Below are 21163 nucleotides of genomic sequence, written 5' to 3' on the forward strand. Positions count from 1 at the left end.
GCCGCCATATACAAACAGCCCGCGCCGCACATTTTCCAATTCAAAAATGCGCTTTTTGGCACGGACTACAAAATTACTTATTGGTGGGGACGGGGAGACTTGAACTCCCACACCTTGCGGCACCAGAACCTAAATCTGGCGTGTCTACCAATTCCACCACGTCCCCGCAACCTCACCACGCTAACCCGTTGATTTTCATGGATTTTTAACAAAAATCCAGATAGGCCCGTAGCGAGGGGAGCAGATTGTGCCACAGTGGACACAGGGCTTCAACAAAAGCGCACTTCGGGAGTGCGCGACAGGCCTAAAAAACAACGGGGCACCGCTGGGGTGCCCCGCATGACCTGTTTTACAGGCTAGATCCGGAGGGGTTATACCCGCTCGAGGATAGTGGTAATCCCCTGCCCCAGACCGATACACATGGTGGATACGCCCAGATCTCCACCCTCGTTTTGCATGACAGACAGCAGGGTGCCAGTAATACGTACGCCGGAGCAACCGAACGGGTGCCCCAGGGCAATGGCACCACCATACAGGTTTACCTTCTCATCCATGGCATCCAGCAGATTGAGGTCCTTGAGCACCGGCAGAGCCTGTGCCGCAAACGCTTCGTTCAGCTCGACCTTATCGATATCCTCGACGGTCAGGCCGGCGTTTTTCAGTGCTTTCTGGGTGGACGGCACCGGGCCGTAACCCATGATGGACGGATCCACACCTGCCAGAGCCATTTCACGCACTTTCGCGATCGGCGTTAGGCCCAAGGCCTGGGCACGCTCGGCGGACATAACCAGCATTACAGAGGCACCATCGGTGATCTGTGAAGAGGTACCAGCAGTTACCTGACCGTGCTTGGGATCGAAAGCGGGTCTCAATTGGGACAGCGCCTCAACAGTGGTCTCCGGACGGATGGTCTGGTCCTTCTCCACCAGCATCGGCACGCCGTCGTCGTCGTGGCCTTCAATGGCGATGATCTCGCGGTTGAACTTGCCCTCTTCGGTAGCCTTTGCCGCACACTGGTGCGAACGCGCCCCGAATTCATCCATCTGCTGACGCTGGATACCGTGCATCATCGCCAGGTATTCCGCGGTCATCCCCATGGAACCGGCTGCCTTGGCCATAAAACGGCCGAGCATCGGGTTGGGGCTGACGTGCTCCATCATGTTCAGGTGGCCCATATGCTCGACACCACCCACTACATAAACGTCACCAACACCCGCTTGGATGTTCGCCGCTGCAGTGTGCAGGGAAGACATGGAGGAACCACACAGGCGGTTGACCGTCTGTGCCGGGATCGTGTGCGGCAGGCCAGCGCGCAGCACAATCATGCGCGCCACGTTGAAGCCCTGCTCATCACGCTGCATGACACAGCCCCAGATCACGTCATCAATTTCTTTCGGATCCAGCTTCTCGTTGCGCTGCAGGAATTTTTTCAGCAGATCTGCGGACATGTCGTCGGCCCGCACATTGCGATATACGCCGTTTTTGGATCGGCCCATGGCAGTACGCGCATAGTCGACGATTACGGCATCTCTAGGATTCAGACTCATGGAAACTCTCCTTACTTGTCGCCGTAGTAGGTTTTGCCGCTGGCGGCCATTTCGCGCATACCTTCGGTAGGCTTGTACAGCTCACCCAGGTCGCTGTACTTCTCGGCCATTTTCACGAAGTTATCCAGGCCAATGCTGTCCAGCCAGGCAAAAATGCCACCGCGGAAGGGCGGGAAGCCAATACCGTAGACCAGAGCCATATCGGCTTCAGCGGGAGAATCGACGATTCCCTCTTCCAGGCAGCGGGCGAGTTCGGTAGCCATGGGCACCATCATACGCTCGATGACGGTATCGCTTTCGAACTCGGTACGCTCAGCCACGTGCGGCTTGAGCAGCTCGTAGGCTTCGTCCGTAGCCACTTTCTTGGGGCGACCTTTTTTGTCTTCTTCGTAGTTGTAGAAGCCTTTGCCATTTTTCTGGCCGTAGCGACCGGCTTCGTACATCACGTCGGATGCCGCTGTGAATGTCTTGCCCATACGCTCCGGGAAGCCTTCGGCCATGACTTTCTCTGCATGCACACCGGTATCGATGCCCACTACGTCCATCAGGTAGGCCGGACCCATCGGCCAACCCCAGCGCTCCATTACCTTGTCCACCTGCTGGAAGTCTGCGCCGTCGCGCACCAGCATGGCGAAACCAGCAAAGTACGGGAACAACACGCGGTTCACCAGGAATCCGGGGCAATCGCGCACGACGATTGCTTTCTTGCCCATTTTGTTGGCGTAAGCCACAACGCGGGCGACGGCATTCTCGGAAGTCTTCTCACCGCGAATTACTTCCACCAGCGGCATTTTGTGCACCGGGTTGAAGAAGTGCATGCCGAGGAAGTTTTCCGGGCGGGACAGGGGCTCCGCCAGGGTGTCGATGGAAATAGTGGAGGTGTTGGAGGCAATTACCGTATCTTCAGAGACCTTGGTCTCCACTTCTTTCAGAACGGCGTGCTTCACTTTCGGGTTTTCTACCACTGCCTCTACCACGATATCCACGTCGCTAAAGCCGTCGTAGCTCAGGGTGGGTTCGATACGGTTGAGGGTCTCAGCCATTTTCGCCGGAGTCATGCGACCGCGATCGACCAGCTTGGTGAGAAGCTTGCCCGCTTCTTTCAGCCCCAGGTCGATACCTTCCTGGTTAATGTCCTTCATCTTGATGGGCGTGCCTTTGTAGGCAGACTGATAGGCGATACCGCCACCCATGATACCCGCGCCCAGCACTGCCGCGCGCTCAATTTCCTTGTCGGACTTTTTCTCCCAACCTTTGGCGACCTTGCTTACCTTCTGGTCGTTCAGGAACAGGCCTACAAGGGAAGTGGCTGTTTCGGTCTGGGCACTGGCAATAAATTGCTGCTGCTCAATTTTCAACGCTTCGTCGCGATCGAGCTTGTAGCCCTGCTCGATGGAAGTCACGGCGTTGACCGGGGAGGGGTAATTGCGACCCGCTTGCTGCCCAACGAATGCCTTGGTGGTAAAAAAGGCCATCAGGGCTTCGGTGTCGTTGAGCGGGATCGGGGATTTCTTAATTTCGCGACGCTGCTGGTAATCCATCTCACCGTCAATGGCGCGAGCGAGCAACTTCAGCGCTGCGTCTTTCAATTGTTCGGTGGGCACTACGGCATCCACTGCATGCGCGGCCAGTGCAGCGTCCGGGCGCTGCTCTTTACCTGCGGCAATCCACTCTGCGGCAACATCAACGCCAACCACACGCGGCAGGCGAACGGTACCGCCCCACCCCGGGATCAAACCCAGCTTCACCTCTGGCAGACCCACCTTGGCCTTGTCGCCCATCAGGCGGTAATCGCACCCGAGGCACACTTCAAAACCGCCACCCAGGGCGTAGCCATTGATGGCAACCGCGGTGGGGAACGGGAGGTCTTCCAGGCGATTGATGTTTTCGTTGTTCTTGTTCATCAGTTCGGCGATACCGTCGGCGCCGGCTGAGAAAGCGCCGCCAAACTCGGTAATGTCCGCACCAACGATAAATACACCTTTGCCACTGGTCAGCAACAGGCCCTTGATATCGCCAGCTTTTTCAATTGCGTCCAGTGCCTCGGAAAATTCCGTCACGGTGAGACGATTGAATTTATTGACGGATTCGCCTTCCAGATCGAACTTCAGTTCCGCGATGCCGTTTTCCAGCATCTGCACGGATAGCGCTTTGCCACTAAATAACATTATTGACCTCATTGATTGGTGACCGGGGTGACTTTCTGTAGAGCTCACCGGTCCGGGGGGTCGGGTTGTGCATGACAGATTTCGGGATTACCTCCCGGCAAGCGTTCGGCGCAACTGCAACCAGCTGATGACGCGTTTCTCGAAACCAGTCAACGCGCCCAAGTATAGCCAGATTAAAACACTTGTTTGAATACCATTTCCGCCATATCCACTGTCCGGTTTGATGCCCGAATTGTGGTCACGCCACCCGGAAGTTCAAAATTTGACCGCATCGTCGAAAGAAACAACAAAACACACAAATCGCAATCCCGCACTACAGATCGGAGATGAGAGGGAACGGCGATTACAAAAGACAACGGTGGCCGACAGTATACGATCAGACGCTGGGAGGATTGTTGGCACTGACCAGAATGCAGTCCTCGTCACCCACATTGCGGAAACGGTGCGGCCTACGGCTATCGAAATAGTAGCCGTCACCGGGCCCGAGCAGAGCCACCTCGCCGCCGACGGTCACTTCCAGTGCACCAGATACCACGATGCCACCCTCCTCGCCCTCATGACTTAGAAGTTCCGGGCCAGTATCCACTCCCGGAGGATAGACCTCGTAAAGAATCGACATGCTGCGCTGGTTGTTGCCAGCCCCGAGCAGCCGGTACTGGATCGGGCCCGGGCCAACATTCGGCATTTCAGAGGAACGGAAAAACACCTGGGGCTGGCTGTCGAAGTGAAAGGTAAAAAAATCGGCTAACGACATGGGAATGCCGTTCAACACTTTTTTGAGGGAGCCCACCGAAGGGCTGACACGTCCCTGCTCGATAAGCGAAATAGTGGCGTTGGTGACGCCGGCGCGCTTTGCCAGTTCGCGCTGCGACCAACCATGCATCAGACGCACAGACTTTAACCGTGCGCCAACATCATCGCCGCCGGCAACATCTGCCGGCGACACCTTGGCATCCTTTTCTGTCATCCAGTACTACCTGTGGCGGGATTTCCACGGGAAGTCTACCCCCTGAAAGCGAGATAGCACAGAGCACCACTCCGCTTCCCGGGAAATCCAGGCGCGTTACACCATATCCGCAAACGGGTTTTCATCCGGCAGGGATACGCTACCGGCGATACCGGGCATGGTCATTTTCGATCCTTCCAGTGCAATACCCGCCTCATCGATAAGGCCTTCACCAAAGCGGTAAATCGCGTCCAAATCGCCGCGACTCGCGCGGGCATCATAGGCCAGCGCGCTCTCGGCAACGGCTTCGTTGCGCTTGCGATATTCGGTCATCGCCCGCTCACCGTGGCGTTTGGCGAGCATTTTCTCGGCAATGTGCGGGGCCAGCACACTGGCTGTGGCATTGTTGCCACCGAAGCCCTTGGAATTCAGGAAGGCGACATCCAGGGACGCGGGATCACGCTCCACATGCGCGGTAGAAAGCGCCAGGTGATCGTGATGCACATCGTCGGCTACCCGCTCAATGGTGGTGATACCCGGCAGGATTCCGCGATTGAAAATACCCAGGCTGGTAATCAACTGATCACCACTCGCGGCGGCCACCGTGTGCCCAACAAAGGCTTTGACCGCACACACCGGCCACTCTTCAATACCAAATGCCGCCGCCAGTCGATCGAAAATCGCAGACTCGGTGACCCGGTTCTGCGGCGTACTGGATCCGTGGGCCTGAACGAAACTGCGCTGACGCAGGCTGTCCTCACCCAGAATCGCGCGCACCTCGGACATTGCACGGGCAACGGTCAGGTAATTTCCCGGCCCCGGTGCGGAAATAGATTTTTTCGGGCCATCCGCATTGACGAAAACATTCGCTACCGCGCCGTGGATGGGGGCGCCCAACTCCAACGCGAGCTCGTCGTCCATCAACACCACCCACTGGCTGCCCTCACCGAGGGTGAAGCCACAGTTTTCCCCGAAGGGACGGCTGGCGCGGCGGAAATCAATGTTGTCACCAAAGATCTTGCGCAATCCATCCAGGTTGGCCAATGCGCCCATGGTGGCATAACCATCCACCACTTCTGGCACCAGTGGCGCCTCTGCAGCACCCACCACCGCAACACGGGCACGACCACAGCGAATATCTTCTACCGCGGCGCGCAAATTGTAGAGATAGGTGGCGCAGGCACCGGCTACGGCACCGGTGGTGCCAACACTGCCCAGCACATAAGCATTCACGAAGTCTGCGGGCATGCTGGTAAGGCCCAGGGCCAGCTGTTTGGAACTTACCCGTCCGCCGCGCAAACGGGACTGCAACAGCCCGCCGTTGCCGTTGGGATCCAGCTGGCTCATGGCCGAACTGGCATACAGGGAGATATTTTCTGGCCCGGCTTTTTCAACCACCCGATCCCAGTCAATCCCCAGGGACTGGACCGCGTCGGATGCGCCGAGAATGGCCAACTGCAGGCCGCGCGGATGAAAGCGGGAGTTGTAATGCTGCGCCGGCTCAAAACCGGTGGGCAACTGGCCCGCAGAACCCACGGCAATTTCCCGGTAACTATCCAGCATGACCGAGAGGCCGCCGGTGTGGACGCGCACGCGCCCCTTCTCCAACGGTTCCACCTTCCAGTCGTCCGGCAGCGGAGATGGCAGCTGGCGTGCGGACATTTCGAAGGTAAAGCCGTTTTCACTTTGCAGATCGGCTGCCTGATGGAAATGGCACTTGCGATAGTCGTAGTAGCGAGATTCCAGCTCGCGCACCAGCGTGCCCTGCACGACCTGCTGTTCCAGCTCGGCACTCAGGGGGCCGGTGGCCGCGTCACCGGTGCGAAGGCCCATCAGGGCTGCCAGGTCAGACAGGACATCGGTGCGCTCATCGGCGCTGAGACTATCCAGCACCAGCCGCTTGTAGCCACGGTGAAACGAGCTGCGACCAGCGGGGTTAAATCCCCCAAAAGCGGTGATTACGGGTAGGCGCTGCATCCTGACCTCCTGCCTGTGATTCGGAAAACGGTTCGAAATTCTGGAGCGAATTCGATGGTGCGCCAGTGTATGGGCTGGCGATTCGGCCGGGTTATGGGCATACTGGCCAGCAAATTTGAGCATCTGGCCAATCCGGCCCCGGAACAACCGGGTGCCACCGGTAAGTCCAGTTAAGCGCCGCAGTCGCGGCACCAGACCGAAGCGCGAAGTAGTAGAGATTCCCCCATGCCCACCGTCACATTCATGCTCATCGACCAAATGCTCTCCACCGGTACCGTTCTACCCCTGGAGATGCTGCGCGGCGCGGAAAGCCGCGCGCGTGCGGAACGAAGCACGACCAAAACGAAAACAGACGCAAACCGGGGCGAAGGTGCCAGCGCCGACAAAAAGAACACGCCGCTCAACCTGGTAACCGCCAGTATCGACGGCCAACCAGTGAAATCCCGCTCCGGTTTTACCCTGGCACCGGATGTAGCCCTGGCCGATGCACCCGACAGCGACATCATTTACCTCCCCGCCCTGTGGCGGAATCCGCGCCCTGCCCTGCGTCGCAGTAAAGCGCTTCTGGACTGGCTGAGCGAGCAGGCGGAAAAAGGCGCGGCGATTAGCGCTGTGGGCACCGGCGTGTGCTTTCTCGCAGAAGCCGGCCTGCTAGACGGCAAACCGGCCACCACCCACTGGCATTACTTTGACCAGTTCGCGGCCAGCTACCCGGAAGTAAAGCTCAAGCGCCAGTACTTCATCACCCAGGCAGACAAATTGTTTTGTGCAGCCAGTGTCAACGCGCTCGCCGATGTCACCGTGCACCTGATCCGCCAGCTCTACGGCCCATCCATCGCCAGCCACGTAGAGCGAAACTTCTCCCATGAAATCCGTCGACCATTTGAGGAAATCGCCTATTCGGAGGGCGCGGTGCACCTGCACCCGGATGAAGAAATCGTACAGGCCCAGACCTGGCTGAAACAGCACTGCAGCGAAGATGTGAAACTCAGTGAAGTGGCAAAATACTTCGACATGAGCGTGCGCTCATTTAACCGGCGTTTCAAACTCGCCACCGGCCAGACGCCACTCCAGTACCTGCAGAATGTACGGGTGGATATGGCGCGGGAACTTCTGCAGTCGAGCAACCTGTCGGTCAATGAAATTGCCGAAAAAGTCGGTTATCAGGATATGGGCCACTTCACTGCCCTGTTCAAGAAATTCCTTTCCACCACTCCGAGTGAATACCGTACCACGGTGCGCGCCAAACTCTTCCGGGTAAATACCTGAACCCTGGGTTCACGCGGGCTTGTTCAGGAAGATTACGTCGCTACCGTGGAAAGCCACCTCGGCGTCCAGGTGCCGCGCCAGCCAGTGAAAGGTTTGCGTACTGAAAAATACGATATGGGTGGGATCGCGGATGTAGTGCCAATTGGCAAAACGCTCCGGCGATGCCACCAGCTTCGTCATCAGTGCCAGCACACCGCCCGGGTTAATCCGCTGCCAGAGCATCTCCAGCACAGATAACGGCTCACTCAGGTGCTCAACCACCTCGGTGCTTACAACAAAATCAAAATTCTGCCCCAGCACCGAATCATCGGGCTGATAATACAGATCGTAAGTCGCCATGGTATGGCCACTCTGCATCAGTATTTGCGCAAGCGCGGGCGCCGGGCCACAGCCAAAATCCAGGCCGCGAGAAGATGCTGGCAATCGCTCCAGCAGGGGCGCCGCACAGCGGCTCAGGAATCGCCGGTACCCCTCATCCACGGCGGAGTTTTCATGCAGGTCGTAATAGGCCTTTTCTTCCTGCGGGGAAAGATGAAATTCGCGAGGAACGAACACCAGCGCACATTCTCTGCACTGGTAATAAGAGCGAAATTTATCGCGATGATAGAACTGTGCCGCCGGATGGCGGCACAGTGGGCAGGGATACGCAGATCCCCGTCCGTTAGTTTCAGATTGCAGCGACGTCACATTCAGGCTGCTTGATCGCGCCCTGCATCCGCTTTCACACCGGATACACCGGCTTCGGATCTATCTTCAGCCTGCTTGGACTGCAGCAGGTTGCCACTGGAGATTTCTATTTTGCGCGGTTTCATTGCTTCGGGAATTTCCCGTACCAGCTCGATATGCAGCAATCCGTTCGCCAGCTGAGCATCGGTCACCCGCACGTGATCAGCGAGCTGGAAACGTCGTTCGAAATTTCGCGCAGCGATTCCGCGATGCAGGAAATTGCGTTTGCCTTCCTCGACAGGCTTTTTGCCGCTGACGGTCAGACGGTTTTGCTCCATCTGGATATCCAGTTCGGACTCGTCAAAACCCGCAACGGCCATTGAAATTCGGTATGCGTCCTCGCCAGTCAACTCGATATTGTAGGGAGGGTACGCGGGCTGGTTCTGCTCGGTAGTGGTCATGTTATCCAGCAGACTGGCCAGACGATCAAAACCGATAGCGGAACGATACAGAGGGGAGAGATCTAAATTACGCATTGTCATATCCTCAATTCAGAGCAATATTGGTAAAGCGCCTGCACACGATGTACCAGGCAATTCATTTCCGGTCAGTCGCCGTAAACATTTCCTCAAATTTAGAGAAAGCTCTTGGCAATTTACCGGCCTGAGGGAGGCACCTCTGTCGAGCCTGCCGCCCTCACAAATAGATATAGGGGCACTGGAATGGGCTTCAAGAGTAAAAACTGAAAAATTATGCAAAAAAATCGTGGCGCGCAGAAAGCTATTGCAAACACAACAATCCCCGAGGGCCCAGTACGCCTGTTTATTGGTATTGCCCCGGACGCCGCAACCCAGCGCTTTCTGGATGCCACAGCACAGCACTGTGACGGATTCGGACTGCCCCGGGATTGCCGCTGGATCAGCCACGCCAACCGCCACCTCACACTGGCGTTTCTCGGCGATACCGATGTTGGGAAAATCGATGTGATAGAGGGGGCCCTGCGAGAAATCGCTGAGCACAGTGATGCCTGTTGCGGGCAGATTGTCAGCACCCATCCCTTCCCCAGGCAGAGGGCAAAAATGCTCGCCAGCGAGCTGCTTCCGAATCCCGAGCTCATGTCACTGCACCGACAGTGCAGCACACTGATGCAAACGATCGGCAAGCAACCGGAGCGCAAAACTTTTCGCCCGCATTTCACACTTGCCAGAAGCCGCTCGGGCTTCGCTCGGATACCGCCAGTTCCCGCCGCCTTCACCTGCAACCTGGACAACTTGACCCTGTATCACAGCCTCCTCGCCCCCGGTGGCAGCCAGTATCGCCCCCTGCTCACGCTATCGCTGGGGTCCTGACCCGCTGCAGATAATCCAATGCACCCGTCTCGCAGACACAAAAAAGCCCGCAAATGCGGGCTTTTCAGGAAAACGCTTTAGCGGCGCTTTGTGGCCAACTTTCAAATGACCGGCTAGTCCAACTGCTTCAGGACATACTCCGGATACATCACCAGGCGCGGACGGGACAGGCGGCGAGCGTCAAAAATAAATACGTAGCGCTCTCCGTCGTCATCGGAGGGAATCGTACGGCGAAACTTCCAGGAGTTGATCTTGTAAGTCTGACGGCCAGCGCTCACCGGAGCGATCAAGCGATATTGGTTTTCCCCCAGAAACTCGAAATCGATGGAATCTTCCCCGGACGGGCGCAGGGACAGATTGCGGAACGTCTGCTTACCGCTATCGCCCTCGCCGAGCTCGCCCAGTAGCTTCTGCAGGCGCTCGCGCTCACCGCGCACATAGTCCACCAGCTCGGGATCCACTTCGCGCTCTACAGCCTGGGAGACTTCCTCCACTTCAGGCTCCGGCGTTTCCGCTGACGGGGCCGGCTCTTGAGGCGCCTGCAGGGCCGGCATGGTCGGCTGCTCCAGTGCCGCGAGGCTCGGTTTTGGAGCCGCTGGCGCAGCCGCTGCCTTGCGGCTCGCCTCTTTTTCTTTCTCCGCCTGCACCAACATGGCCTTGACGAGCTTATCGACTTGCGCCTGCTGTGCTGTCAGGCGGGATTCGCCTGCCGCCACAGAAGCCTGTGAAGCCTTCAAACGAGACTCCAATTCCCCGAAGGTGGACTCGATGATCTCGACGCGGCGATTCCGACTGTCTACGCCGCGCTCCGCCATTGAATACGCGTGCTTCGCCTTGTGCAGGGCGCGCTCGGTATCGGTATTTGCACCCAGCTTATGCTCGCGCTCGGCAGCCTTGAGCTCTTTAAGGGTCTGCTCGTGATTTTCACGGGCTTTGGACAGTGATTCCTGCGCGCGCTTAAGCTTGTACTCATACGCGAGCATTTCATTCTCTACATCCTCGAGCTCAACCAGTCGGTTTTCCTGAGATTGCTCCATTCGCGCAAGTTTGTTCTGTTCAACGGTTAGATTCGATGCCCCCTGCACCAACCCACACCAGCCAAACACCCCCAACGCGCTCGCAAAAAACAGAGCGCGGCCACGCTTTACCGCCATAGTCAAAAGTCCGTTGTTTGAATTTTTACTTCAGAAATCACACAGGTTTGTCGCGGGTAACGTTGACTGTATACCCCTTCCCCGTTCCAATCCGGGCCTCCCCGGCTTACCGCGACACAACCCCAGATACCAGGTAAAACCCGGAAAACCGGGGTGCATAGAGCCCCCTCGAGGCGGCTCAATGTAACCCAGACTTATTTACGCAGCAATGACCATGCCAACGAGATTGATTTACCCCTGGTGACTTGTGCCTCAAAACAAAAAATTGCGACCCTGAAAAAGTTCCCCAGTCACTAGCAATTTTTTATGACAATTTATTGATCGCGGTGCTTGATTTTTTTTTTGAGAATCGCATTATGGATCACAGGGAGATACTCCTGACCCAGTTGGGAAACCGGCCCGGGCGCAAAACACACTCATTGCCGTTTAAGGCAAATATTGAACATGCGACCTCTGGTGATCCGATTTTCCTGCTGAGCAGACTCCCTACAGGGCGCCCTACCTTCTTTTAGCAAACCGCACATTGCGGCCTGCATAGACCCTTTATAACCGGAGGTATGTGCCAATGAAATCTGCGCCTTACGATAACATCGTGTTCCGTGATATCGATAAATCTGCAGCCCTTGCAGACACCGTATCCAGAAAGCTCAATAAGCTCGAACGTTATTGTGGCGACATCATACGAAGCCGTGTAGTCCTCGAAGCCCCTCATCAGCACAAGCACAAAGGCAAGCAATACAAGGCTTCCGTCGAATTGGCCCTGAGCGGCAATCCGGTCACCATCACCAATGAAAGCGACTCTATCCACCGCGCTGTAAACGGGGCATTCAGTTCTGTAGAGCGCTGCCTGAAAGAAAGGGGGGATCGTCGCAAGACCCGCCGCTATCAGGTACCCACAGTACCCACACAGGAAGAGCCCGCAACCGAATAATCTGCCGGTCCTGCCCCTGAGCGCGAACGCTCGGCAAGGCTCCAGCGAATACATTTCAGGTTTAATTAGCGGCATGCCTTCTGGCGCCCCCTCCGGGCCTGCGCCGATGGCGAAAGCCAGGCTCCATCAATAGCCCTCGCGGGCAAGGAGTAAACAAGATACAAAAAAGGCCGTGCCAGATTACCTGTCTGGCACGGCCTTTTTATTTCCTAACCCCAGGCGCTCTACCCCCGGGGTTAACAGACTACCGCCTAACTCTATATTCCCACTATCGAAAGCCTAACCATCGATAACAGCCCCCTCAGTCGGCCACCGGCGTGCGCATGGTGACAAACTCCTCCGCTGCAGTGGGGTGGATACCAATTGTCTGATCGAACACCGTTTTTGTTGCTCCAGCCTTCATCGCCACGGCGATCCCCTGAATGATTTCTCCCGCATCCGGCCCCACCATGTGTGCGCCAACCACCTTGTCGTTGCTGCCATCCACGATCAGCTTCATCAGGGTGCGCTCGTCGCGCCCGCTTACAGAGTGGCGCATGGCGCGAAAATCAGACTTGTAAATTACCACCGGCACTTGCGCCTGGCGCGCTTCTTCTTCCGTAAGACCAACAGTCCCTATATTGGGCTGGCAGAATACCGCTGTGGGGATGTTGTTGTAATCGATCTCTGCGGTTTTTCCCGTCTGCCAGTGCTTGACCAGAGCCATGGCCTCGGCCAGCGCCACCGGCGTAAGTTCCGGGCCACCGGTAACATCACCAAGGGCAAAAATTGAGGTAACGCTACTGCGGAAGTTGTCATCCACGCCAATGGTTCCGTCTTTGTGCAATACCACACCAAGCCGTTCCAGGCCCAGCCCGTGGGTATTGGGCTTGCGGCCGGTAGCGTACAGCACCGTATCCACCTCGAGCTCACCACCAGCGACATCGATCACCTTGAGGCTCCCGTCGGGCTGTTTCTCGATGGATTTCACATCGTGATTGAAATGCAGGTTCACCTGCTTTTTACCCATTTCGTCACGCACGAAGTTTCTGATATCCCGGTCGAAGCCACGCAGGAACAAATCGCGGCGGTATGACAGGTGCGTCTCTACCCCCAGCCCAGCGAAGATCCCGGCGAACTCCACCGCGATATAGCCACCACCGACCACGAGTACGCGTTGCGGCATGACCTCCAGGGAAAATACCTCATTGGAAGTAATTACATGCTCGCTGCCAGGAAAGTCTGGCACGAAAGGCCAGCCACCAGTGGCCACCAGAATACGCTCGGCGGTGTAGGTGTCGTCACCAACTGCGACTTCTTGGCGACCAGTCAACTTGGCGCGACCGTCGATAATCTGAACACCGGCGTTGCCCAGCAACTTGCGGTAGATACCATTAAGTCGGGTAATTTCCATGGCGTTGTTATCGCGCAGCGTGGGCCATACAAACTTGGCCTCGGTCTGCCCCTGCCATCCGTAGGCTTGCGCGTCCTCGAACGCCTCGCGATAACTGCTTGCGTACACAAAGAGCTTCTTGGGTACACAGCCCACATTGACGCAGGTGCCGCCCATATAGCGATCTTCAGCTACCGCCACACGCATGCCGGTGGCAGCGGCCATACGGGCGGCACGCACACCACCGGAGCCCGCGCCAATTACGAAAAGATCGAAATCAAACTCTGACAAAATCCACTCCTAACACAAGTTGCCCCCGGGTACCGCAAAGGTCGAGGCGCTCAAAATTTCTTCATGAAACCGACAAAAAACACACCATATCGGGGTGCTCCTACACCGATTTTGCATTGAAAAACCGGTACTGGTTCAGCAAATAGCACATTACTGACTAATCATACTTAAAAGCCGTTGACATCAGATTGGCGTTTCGTTATTCATGTGACGTTTATCACAATAACAAGCCTGATAGCGAAAACAACAGCAGGGCATGCAAATGAAAACGTTTCACAGATCAAAAGCCGCGCCTTCCCAGAGCCTCGCACAGAAGTGTAAATTCCTGCCGCTAAAAGCGGCGATGATGACGAGCCTGATCGCGCTATGCAGCACTTCAGTGTCTGCCAAAACCCATCCGTCCTACCTCACCGAAAGCTATTGCGACGGCCTGGTAGAGCAGTTTGTAGACTCGGGTATGCGAAGTTTAGGGAAGTACGTCAACGAGAACTTCAAACCGGAGTACAAAGGTGGCATTCGCAACACCATCAACTTCCTCAACCAGCGCGCCGAGTGGCTAGGTGAGTGTGATGAGTACCTGAATGACACCGCGAACAGCCGCGTTTTTTACGATGAAAAAAACACCAAGGCTATTTTCGATGCCATGAAGGAGCTGGCAAAGGAGCTACAACTGGTGCGTGAGGGTGTCGAGTACCCGGACGAGTCCGGTACCAACAATCCGCGCCCTTTCATCAAGAGCCGCTACGAAACCCTGGCCACGCTGGTGGATCAGCACCACACCCGCCTGCTGATGAAAAAGCAGTTCCAGTAATACGCACGCAGGCCCCTCGGGGCCTGCTTCGCATTTACGCAAACAGAAACTGCGCTAAATCAATCTTCCTGGCTTGGCCCACGGGCATCGCTCCGCCGCGCCGACACCTTTTCCCCTGCGGGCTGAGACATTACCTCTTCCGGCCAGCTGTTTTGCTCGCGCCCCAGCAAGCGCTCCTTGAGACTACTGGCAATACGCTTGGTGAGCGCACCGAGTCGCGGCCGCTGTTTTTCAGAAAATGGGATCGGGCGACAGCTGTGCACCGCGGCGAGCCCAATACGCGCCATAAACAGACTGGCTCCCATGCCCTGCCCCAGACGTGCAGACACGGTACTCAGCATGCTATCGCCCACCAATTCCGGCCACAATTCACTGACGGCGTACTCACTGGCACCACTGTAGGCCACCAGGGCAAGGATTTTCTTGAACAGGCGCCAGCGCACCACCATAGAGGGGCGCACACCATAGATCTGCGCCACATCGTCGATCATGCGCATCGACTGGCGCAAGGCCACGAGTACATCGAGGGTGGTGAACGGGCTCAGGCCAACCAGCGCGCCGGTGGTGGTTGCGTGGCGGACAATACGCCGCAGCGCTTCCTGGTCCAGCGCTTCGAAAAAATTGAGCTCGAGATGGCGCAGCAGTTCGCTGTTGTCATAGTAGTCCGGGGTTTCCTCCTGCACCCTCGCCAATAGCGCACCCTGCGGTTTGCCGGCAAATAACTCCTGCAGCTGCTGATTGAGTGGCGCCACCGCATCGGTAGCGCGACTGTCGCGCACCTCCGCCGCGAGCTGCTGGGTTTTCTGCAGTTTTCTCAGCGGCTTGCCCGCGCGAAAGTACTCCCACACCGCACTGGCCATGGTGAGCACCAGGGCGCCGATAACAATGCCAGCCAGTAATCCCAGGCTCCAGTGCATATCCGCAGCCCAGTAAAAAAACTGGCGCAATTCCCAGAACACTGCACCAAACGCCAGCGCCAATCCGGCAAGCAGTGCCGGCTTCCACATCCGCAGTCGGAAAAATGGCAGGCGCAACTCGGAAAACGAGATTTTATCCGGTAGTGATTCGCCGGTGGTAATCGAGCGCGGTAGCTCGCCGGGCTCCTCCGCCAGGGATTCCACCCGGGTGCTGACGCGCTCGTGTACCGCGGGCTCTTCCACGTCCAGGTTTTCGATTCGGGTCTGGCGGCGGGGTTTGGGCGCAGGTTGCGCGGCGGATTCAGAGTCCAGTCGATCGTCAGAGGCGCTCATTACACCTTGTCTCCCAACAGCAGATTAAGCAGGGCATCAATGCGGATATGGGGCATATACCCCTCGCGACCAATGCCCACCGGCGGACGCAATTGGGGTGGCAGCCCGCCAGTGTAATGCCGCCATTCACCGTCCTGTGGCAGATGCGCCATGATCTCGGCATTTTCAAAACCGAGATAGCGGCCGTCCATCGCGTGCCCCACCAGCATACGGCGCCCGTCGCGGACACTTTCATTGGAACAGCGCACCGCGGCAATGGCTTCACAATACAGGGGCAAGCCGCGGTGGCGGGCCCCGGAGAAAACCTGCTGCAACTGCTGCCCCAGCAACTGTCGCAAAGCATCGTGATCTGCCGCCAGCACCTGATCCACCTTGGTCGCGGCAAACACCAGCCTGTCGATCCGCGGACGCCACAGTTTGCGCAGCAAACCATTGCTGCCGTAGCGGAAAGTGTCAGCGATATGCCCGAATGCCTTGCGCATGTCCTCCAGGGATTCCTCACCGGCAAACAGGGTGCCGATCAGGTCCACGAGCACCAGCTGGCGGTCCAGGTGGCGGAAATGGCTATCCACAAAGGGCGCGACCTGCTCCTCGATGTACTTCCGGTAGCGCGCTTCCAGCACCTTGTACACGCTGTCGTCCGGCAGGGACTGCAATTCACCCTGCGACTGATGACTCAGTGCCGGCAGCGGGAAAAAGCCGTATTCCTCGCTATCGAGAAGTGCCCTGCCCGGTTGCAGATAACTCAGTTTGCGCTCACTGCGGCAGTCCCTGAGGAACTGGCGGTAGTTCTGCCAGAGGCTATCCAGCTTGGCCGAATCCACTACGGTTTCTGGCGTCAGTGCGTTCAGTTCCGACAACAACTCCGGGGCAAGCTCCGCACGGGGTGCGCCGTCCAGCAGATCCCGCTGATGACGGCACCAGGTAGCAAAATCCATACGCAACAGCGGCAGGTCCATCAGCCACTCGCCGGGATAATCGCGCAACTCGAGTATCACCTTCTGGCGGTAATCGCGCCCCAGGCGCCGCCCCTGCAGGTGCACGTGAAGTTCGAGGGCAGAGAGGTCGCGGGTGGATTCCGGCCAGCGCGGCGGATTTGCGGTAAGCGCATCCAGACAGCGCTGGTACTCAAACAGTGGCAATCCGGTATCCAGGGCGGGATGCAGTTCAGCGCCCAGCAGGCGGCCGTTCAACGCCGGGGCAAAACCGGGTAACTGGGCCCGGTCCGGGTGGCTAAGCTGGTAGATCAGGCTGCTGATCAGGGTAGATTTTCCGGCACCGCTGAGACCGGTGATACCGATGCAGATTCGCTTGTCGAGCAGGCGCTCCGCGGCCCAGTGGGACTTGTCTCGCGCTTCTTTACGCAAATGTTTGAAGCGCTGCCGGAGGGCGCGCAAGTGGTGTTTGGCGCCCTTGCCGGACTCCCGGCCGTCGCCGTCAGATGCGCTCATGAATACTCCCTGTATCCACCGGCTGCGTCACGGCCGGTAGTTAAGCAGATTTGCACGGGGACCGGCGCGAAATGCCCAGCAATACCCCGTACCAGCAACACCTGAGATAGCGACGCGACGGTCTCCGGTACTGCCACTGCAATCAGTGTGATGAAAGCAAGATGGAGGCCCGGACGACCGTTTCAACCCCTTGAGTCTATACCGCTCAGTTTCGTTGTCCGGGCGCGGTTACTCCACCAGCGCCACATCACCAGAGCCCATCACCGAAAAAGACTCGTTCGCGGGGCGTTTCAGCACGATATCGCCGGAGCCCATTACCGCACCACCAGCGTTGGTAGCACTCAGGCTGCGCCCCATAAAGTCGCCGGAACCCATCACTGTCACGTTCAGGTTGGCCACTTTGCCGCCGATGGCCATATCTCCGGAGCCCTTGATCTGCGCGGAGAAGTCCTCGCCGATAAAGTTGTCCATGCGGATGTCGCCAGAGCCGGTAATACCCGCCGAGCCATGCACGGCCAGTACCGTGCCCAGAATCAGGTCGCCGGAGCCGGTCACCCCGGTGCTCAGGGATTCGGCAGCCACCTTCTCCACCCGAATCAGGCCGGAGCCGGTCACGCGCAGGTCGAGTTTTTCGCTTTCCAGGGTATCGGCCGTGGCATCGCCGGAGCCGGTGACGCGAATGGCATTGATCGCGGGCAGGGTCACGCGGAATTCGATCTCCGGCTCACTGCTGACAGTGACGACGCCGAACAGGCTCTTGCTGTCCTGCTCAACGGAAAGTTCGAGGGTATCGCGCTTCACTTCCGCCTTGGCATAGGCCAGGTCAGATTCCTCACCGTGGGCAGTCACCGAGAAGGTATCCCCCTGAACCACTTTCAGGTTGGAACTCCCTTTCACTGCAATGGCGGTAAACCCGTCCAGCGGGTAGGAGCGGCTGCCCTGCTGGGCCTGAGCGGAGACCGCAGCGAGCGACAGCGCCAGGGCAAGAGAAACGAAAATAGACAATCTGCGAAGCATGATCTGTTTACCTGTTCTTGTTGATTGCCAGTAGGACGTGGCGACAGCTGCGGATGGATGCACCCATCCGCAACTTTTTAACGCGGGTGGGCTTAGTCGGCGTCCTGGCGGTAACCGAGCGCTACTAGCGCCTGGCGCAGCTTTGCCGCCTCCGCGGCGAGATCTTCCGGCTCGGCCTGCTTTTGCAGGGCAAAATCCAGATCCGCGATTTCATTGATCGGCACCAGGTGATAATGGGTGTGGGGCACTTCGATACCGGCGACCATTACCCCGACCCGCTTCGGTGAATACACCTGCTTTTGCGCCTTGGCGACCTTGCTCGCCACATCCATAAGGTGGGCAGAGACGTCGGCCGGCACATCGTCCCAGTGATTGATCTCTTCGACAGGAATGACCAGGCAGTGCCCCGGCTTGATCGGTGCGATGGTCATGATGGCTACCGCGACATCGTCGCGCCAGACAAAATGGCCGGGCAGGTCGCCGTTGATGATCTGGGTAAAAATGCTCGCCATACTCAGTGCCTCTTATTCCTGTTCTGGTCCATGCTTCGGTTACTGCCCCACGCCTTCAATCTGCCGCGAAACTCAACTGGCAAGTCTACCAGCGGCACTTCGCCCCACGCCACTTCCGGGGACATTCATCTCGCATTCAGGGATTTTTTTACTAGACGCCGAAGGTTTCAGCGCCCAAATCCTGCACGAAATTAAACACACCGGCACAACCCGTGGAAGAGTGTGACAATTTCGTGCGGCTTCGTTGGCAGTGGTATATCCATCCCGTAATCTTGCCGCCCATATCGCGACAGGCAGTCCCCAGCCCACACCCGGGCCTCCGGCACAGATCCGGAATCAGCACGGGCGCATACGCAGAATCGAGGCAAACCGGGCGCCATCGCGACAAGATCACAAGAATGATTACCATCTCACAGGGGGAATCTACCTATGCCGAAAGTTGTACCCGTTCTCGTTCACAAGCCCGTCACACCGGCAGTCCAGGGCAGCAGTCCCGGTTTCGACGAGCAGGGCCCGCTCGCCCAACTGGGCGGCCGCGCCTTCGTGCACGAAACCGTGGGCGAATTCTATCGCGCCATCGGCAAATACCTGACCCCGGAAGATACGGCCGATCACGGCAAGCAACACAGCCGTCAGGCGCAATTCCTGAGCCATGCCCTGTCCGGCCAGCCCGAGCCGGTTCACAGCGCCCGCGCCAACTTCCTCGCCCGCGGGCTGAACCCGGCACTGTTCGAGGCCCTGCTGGAGTATTTCGAGGCGCGCCTGCTCGAAAAGGGCGTCTCAGCCAGGGCCAGCAATCGCCTGGTGCGCGCGGCCGGTGACCTCTATGAACGCTGCCAGGAACCGCTGTGTATCGCCTGCTAGCGCCGCAATGGCGGTGTTAAGCCGCCAATGAGCCCCTTTTTGCGGAGCGCGGTCCAGGCCGCTCCGCGGGCCTCCTCCCGCCCCTCGGTTGCGACCGCCGGGGTCGCCCCATACAATGCCCCCTCACACAGCCTTTATCCCCGTTTGCTTTTCCTTCCGTAAGCGGTAAGCGCTACAACTCACTCTCAAGATACAAGAGATTGCCAATGAAAATTGCTAACCACAGTGTGGTGGAGATCAACTACACCCTGAAAGATGCCGAAGGCACCGTGATCGACTCCTCCGAAGGTGGACAGCCGCTGAAGTACCTGCAGGGTGTGGGCAATATTATCCCCGGCCTGGAAAAGGAAATGCTGGACAAGAGCGCTGGCGACAAATTCACCGTCGTCATCGCCCCGGAAGAAGGCTACGGCCCGCAGAACCCCGAACTGATCCAGACCCTGCCGAGCAGCGCTTTCGGCGGTGTGGAAAAGCTGGAAGTGGGCATGGCGTTCCGCGCCCAGAGCACTGAAGGCCACCCCATTGAAGTGGAGATCATCGACATCGACGGCGACCAGGTCACCATCAACGGCAACCACCCTCTGGCAGGTGTGGAACTGCACTTCGAAATCGAAGTTGTAGCCGTGCGTGAAGCCACGCCGGAAGAAATCGACCACGGTCACGTGCACTAAGTGATCGCCGTGTGCAGGGCCTCCCGGCCCTGCACCCTCCCCACTCCAGCAACCCCTTTCCCGGCCTAGACTGATTCAGATTCCCCGCACGAAGTAATCCCGGAATTTTCCCATGCCCCTCAGCGACTCCTACCTGCAACGATTTGGCGGTATCGCCCGACTCTACGGTGAACCGGCCCTGGCGCGCCTACACGACGCGCACGTGGTCGTGATCGGCATTGGCGGCGTTGGCAGCTGGGCCGCGGAAGCGCTGGCGCGCAGCGGTATCGGCAAGATTACCCTGATTGATCTCGACGACATCTGTATCACCAACACCAACCGCCAGATCCACGCACTCGTCGATACCGTGGGGGATATCAAGGTATCCGTAATGGCGGAAAGACTGCGCGCAATCAATCCGGAAATAGCGATCGAGACCCACGAGGACTTCATCGCCAGCGACAATTTCGCCGACCTGCTCGCCCCAGAAAAAGCGCGAATTGATATCGTGATCGATGCCTTTGATAACGCCCGTATCAAGGCTGCGCTGATTGCCTACTGCAAGGCGCGCAAGATCCGCCTGGTGACCGTAGGCTCTGCGGGTGGCAAGAAGGACCCCACCAAAATCACCTGCGCGGACCTGGGGCGCACGGTCAGCGACCCGATGCTGGCCAAGGTGCGGCAACACCTGTATCGCTTTCACAACTTCCAGAAATCCAGCAAGCGCCAGTTCGGCATAGACGCCATCTACTCCGCGGAACCGATGGTGTACCCGCAGCCGGATGGACAGGTATGCCAGCAGAAAAGCAGCATGCAAAACGGAGTAAAACTGGATTGCAGCGGCGGTTTCGGCGCCGCCACCATGGTCACTGGCACCTTCGGTTTTGTTGCGGCCAGTAAAGCCATTGAGCGGATTGTGAAACAGGGCTGAGCCCCGC

General features: G+C 57.9%; 19 protein-coding genes and 1 tRNA gene. 7 read left to right on the forward strand and 13 right to left on the reverse strand.

From position 1 onward, the window contains the following. Positions 1–81 precede the first annotated feature (81 nt). The 5 genes from ACONT6_RS09985 to ACONT6_RS10005 form a co-directional block, all read right to left on the reverse strand. Positions 82–166 (reverse strand) — tRNA-Leu (locus tag ACONT6_RS09985). A 205-nt stretch (positions 167–371) separates the two neighbouring features. Beyond that, positions 372–1547, reverse strand: a complete 1176-nt coding sequence (gene fadA / locus ACONT6_RS09990) for an acetyl-CoA C-acyltransferase FadA (protein ID WP_428818390.1) — start codon at positions 1545–1547, stop codon at positions 372–374. A gap of 11 nt (positions 1548–1558) precedes the next feature. Beyond that, complete coding sequence (gene fadB / locus ACONT6_RS09995; protein WP_428818391.1) at positions 1559–3715, reverse strand: fatty acid oxidation complex subunit alpha FadB; 2157 nt, start codon at positions 3713–3715, stop codon at positions 1559–1561. 376 nt (positions 3716–4091) lie between these two features. Continuing rightward, positions 4092–4682 carry a cupin domain-containing protein gene (locus ACONT6_RS10000; protein ID WP_428818392.1) on the reverse strand — a complete coding sequence of 197 codons (591 nt, stop codon included), beginning with the start codon at positions 4680–4682 and terminating at the stop codon, positions 4092–4094. Positions 4683–4778: 96 nt separating this feature from the next. After that, a complete protein-coding gene (locus ACONT6_RS10005; protein WP_428818393.1) occupies positions 4779–6638 on the reverse strand; it encodes a beta-ketoacyl synthase in 1860 nt (619 codons plus the stop codon). 225 nt (positions 6639–6863) lie between these two features. On the opposite strand from ACONT6_RS10005, the gene ACONT6_RS10010 reads away from it, so the two are divergent. Then, positions 6864–7907 carry a GlxA family transcriptional regulator gene (locus ACONT6_RS10010; protein WP_428818394.1) on the forward strand — a complete coding sequence of 348 codons (1044 nt, stop codon included), beginning with the start codon at positions 6864–6866 and terminating at the stop codon, positions 7905–7907. A 9-nt stretch (positions 7908–7916) separates the two neighbouring features. Here the strand turns inward: ACONT6_RS10010 and ACONT6_RS10015 are convergent, their stop codons facing one another. After that, positions 7917–8462: a class I SAM-dependent methyltransferase gene (locus tag ACONT6_RS10015; RefSeq protein WP_428818395.1), complete on the reverse strand. Its 546-nt coding sequence runs from the start codon at positions 8460–8462 to the stop codon at positions 7917–7919. Positions 8463–8596: 134 nt separating this feature from the next. Continuing rightward, positions 8597–9109: an Hsp20 family protein gene (locus ACONT6_RS10020; RefSeq protein ID WP_428818396.1), complete on the reverse strand. Its 513-nt coding sequence runs from the start codon at positions 9107–9109 to the stop codon at positions 8597–8599. Between the two features lie 216 nt (positions 9110–9325). On the opposite strand from ACONT6_RS10020, the gene thpR reads away from it, so the two are divergent. Next, entirely contained in the window at positions 9326–9922 is a 597-nt protein-coding gene (gene thpR / locus ACONT6_RS10025) for an RNA 2',3'-cyclic phosphodiesterase (RefSeq protein ID WP_428818397.1), read from the forward strand. Positions 9923–10035: 113 nt separating this feature from the next. Here thpR and ACONT6_RS10030 read toward each other — a convergent pair whose 3' ends face one another. Beyond that, the gene (locus ACONT6_RS10030; RefSeq protein WP_428818398.1) at positions 10036–10959 is read right to left on the reverse strand and encodes a hypothetical protein; all 924 of its coding nucleotides are present in this window, start codon (positions 10957–10959) and stop codon (positions 10036–10038) included. A gap of 682 nt (positions 10960–11641) precedes the next feature. Here ACONT6_RS10030 and hpf point away from each other — a divergent pair. Further along, positions 11642–12007, forward strand: coding sequence for a ribosome hibernation-promoting factor, HPF/YfiA family (hpf, locus tag ACONT6_RS10035; RefSeq protein ID WP_428818399.1), 366 nt, complete (start codon positions 11642–11644; stop codon positions 12005–12007). Between the two features lie 301 nt (positions 12008–12308). Here hpf and gorA read toward each other — a convergent pair whose 3' ends face one another. Then, positions 12309–13670, reverse strand: a complete 1362-nt coding sequence (gene gorA / locus ACONT6_RS10040; RefSeq protein WP_428818400.1) for a glutathione-disulfide reductase — start codon at positions 13668–13670, stop codon at positions 12309–12311. Positions 13671–13932: 262 nt separating this feature from the next. Between gorA and ACONT6_RS10045 the strand changes: the two genes are divergently transcribed. Then, a complete protein-coding gene (locus tag ACONT6_RS10045; protein WP_428818401.1) occupies positions 13933–14481 on the forward strand; it encodes a hypothetical protein in 549 nt (182 codons plus the stop codon). A 59-nt stretch (positions 14482–14540) separates the two neighbouring features. Here the strand turns inward: ACONT6_RS10045 and ACONT6_RS10050 are convergent, their stop codons facing one another. The 4 genes from ACONT6_RS10050 to ACONT6_RS10065 form a co-directional block, all read right to left on the reverse strand. Beyond that, positions 14541–15731, reverse strand: a complete 1191-nt coding sequence (locus ACONT6_RS10050) for a TIGR01620 family protein (protein ID WP_428818402.1) — start codon at positions 15729–15731, stop codon at positions 14541–14543. After that, positions 15731–17182 (reverse strand): YcjX family protein, encoded by a 1452-nt coding sequence (locus ACONT6_RS10055; RefSeq protein ID WP_428818403.1) that lies wholly within the window; start codon positions 17180–17182, stop codon positions 15731–15733. The genes ACONT6_RS10050 and ACONT6_RS10055 overlap by 1 nt, the downstream gene beginning before the upstream one ends. A gap of 228 nt (positions 17183–17410) precedes the next feature. Further along, on the reverse strand, positions 17411–18199 hold the full coding sequence (locus ACONT6_RS10060; protein ID WP_428818404.1) for a GIN domain-containing protein: 789 nt from the start codon (positions 18197–18199) through the stop codon (positions 17411–17413). 92 nt (positions 18200–18291) lie between these two features. After that, the gene (locus tag ACONT6_RS10065) at positions 18292–18711 is read right to left on the reverse strand and encodes an HIT family protein (RefSeq protein ID WP_428818405.1); all 420 of its coding nucleotides are present in this window, start codon (positions 18709–18711) and stop codon (positions 18292–18294) included. Between the two features lie 429 nt (positions 18712–19140). On the opposite strand from ACONT6_RS10065, the gene ACONT6_RS10070 reads away from it, so the two are divergent. The 3 genes from ACONT6_RS10070 to tcdA all read left to right on the forward strand — a co-directional run bounded on the left by ACONT6_RS10070 (position 19141) and on the right by tcdA (position 21156). Then, on the forward strand, positions 19141–19575 hold the full coding sequence (locus ACONT6_RS10070) for a hypothetical protein (protein ID WP_428818406.1): 435 nt from the start codon (positions 19141–19143) through the stop codon (positions 19573–19575). A gap of 206 nt (positions 19576–19781) precedes the next feature. Then, positions 19782–20246, forward strand: a complete 465-nt coding sequence (locus tag ACONT6_RS10075; RefSeq protein WP_181252878.1) for an FKBP-type peptidyl-prolyl cis-trans isomerase — start codon at positions 19782–19784, stop codon at positions 20244–20246. A 112-nt stretch (positions 20247–20358) separates the two neighbouring features. After that, positions 20359–21156: a tRNA cyclic N6-threonylcarbamoyladenosine(37) synthase TcdA gene (gene tcdA / locus ACONT6_RS10080; RefSeq protein ID WP_428818407.1), complete on the forward strand. Its 798-nt coding sequence runs from the start codon at positions 20359–20361 to the stop codon at positions 21154–21156. Positions 21157–21163: the final 7 nt, after the last annotated feature.

Source organism: Microbulbifer sp. MCCC 1A16149 (genome assembly GCF_050368945.1).
Classification (GTDB): Bacteria; Pseudomonadota; Gammaproteobacteria; order Pseudomonadales; family Cellvibrionaceae; genus Microbulbifer.

Excerpts from the sequence above, each read along its gene's own strand:
- ACONT6_RS10030 (WP_428818398.1), bottom strand. The coding sequence starts at position 10,959 with ATGGAGCAATCTCAGGAAAACCGACTGGTTGAGCTCGAGGATGTAGAG.
- ACONT6_RS10065 (WP_428818405.1), bottom strand. The coding sequence starts at position 18,711 with ATGGCGAGCATTTTTACCCAGATCATCAACGGCGACCTGCCCGGCCAT.
- ACONT6_RS10010 (WP_428818394.1), top strand. The coding sequence starts at position 6,864 with ATGCCCACCGTCACATTCATGCTCATCGACCAAATGCTCTCCACCGGT.
- hpf (WP_428818399.1), top strand. The coding sequence starts at position 11,642 with ATGAAATCTGCGCCTTACGATAACATCGTGTTCCGTGATATCGATAAA.
- ACONT6_RS10050 (WP_428818402.1), bottom strand. The coding sequence starts at position 15,731 with ATGAGCGCCTCTGACGATCGACTGGACTCTGAATCCGCCGCGCAACCT.
- ACONT6_RS10045 (WP_428818401.1), top strand. The coding sequence starts at position 13,933 with ATGAAAACGTTTCACAGATCAAAAGCCGCGCCTTCCCAGAGCCTCGCA.
- ACONT6_RS10005 (WP_428818393.1), bottom strand. The coding sequence starts at position 6,638 with ATGCAGCGCCTACCCGTAATCACCGCTTTTGGGGGATTTAACCCCGCT.
- fadA (WP_428818390.1), bottom strand. The coding sequence starts at position 1,547 with ATGAGTCTGAATCCTAGAGATGCCGTAATCGTCGACTATGCGCGTACT.
- ACONT6_RS10055 (WP_428818403.1), bottom strand. The coding sequence starts at position 17,182 with ATGAGCGCATCTGACGGCGACGGCCGGGAGTCCGGCAAGGGCGCCAAA.
- ACONT6_RS10075 (WP_181252878.1), top strand. The coding sequence starts at position 19,782 with ATGAAAATTGCTAACCACAGTGTGGTGGAGATCAACTACACCCTGAAA.
- fadB (WP_428818391.1), bottom strand. The coding sequence starts at position 3,715 with ATGTTATTTAGTGGCAAAGCGCTATCCGTGCAGATGCTGGAAAACGGC.
- ACONT6_RS10060 (WP_428818404.1), bottom strand. The coding sequence starts at position 18,199 with ATGCTTCGCAGATTGTCTATTTTCGTTTCTCTTGCCCTGGCGCTGTCG.
- ACONT6_RS10070 (WP_428818406.1), top strand. The coding sequence starts at position 19,141 with ATGCCGAAAGTTGTACCCGTTCTCGTTCACAAGCCCGTCACACCGGCA.
- thpR (WP_428818397.1), top strand. The coding sequence starts at position 9,326 with ATGCAAAAAAATCGTGGCGCGCAGAAAGCTATTGCAAACACAACAATC.
- ACONT6_RS10020 (WP_428818396.1), bottom strand. The coding sequence starts at position 9,109 with ATGCGTAATTTAGATCTCTCCCCTCTGTATCGTTCCGCTATCGGTTTT.
- ACONT6_RS10000 (WP_428818392.1), bottom strand. The coding sequence starts at position 4,682 with ATGACAGAAAAGGATGCCAAGGTGTCGCCGGCAGATGTTGCCGGCGGC.
- tcdA (WP_428818407.1), top strand. The coding sequence starts at position 20,359 with ATGCCCCTCAGCGACTCCTACCTGCAACGATTTGGCGGTATCGCCCGA.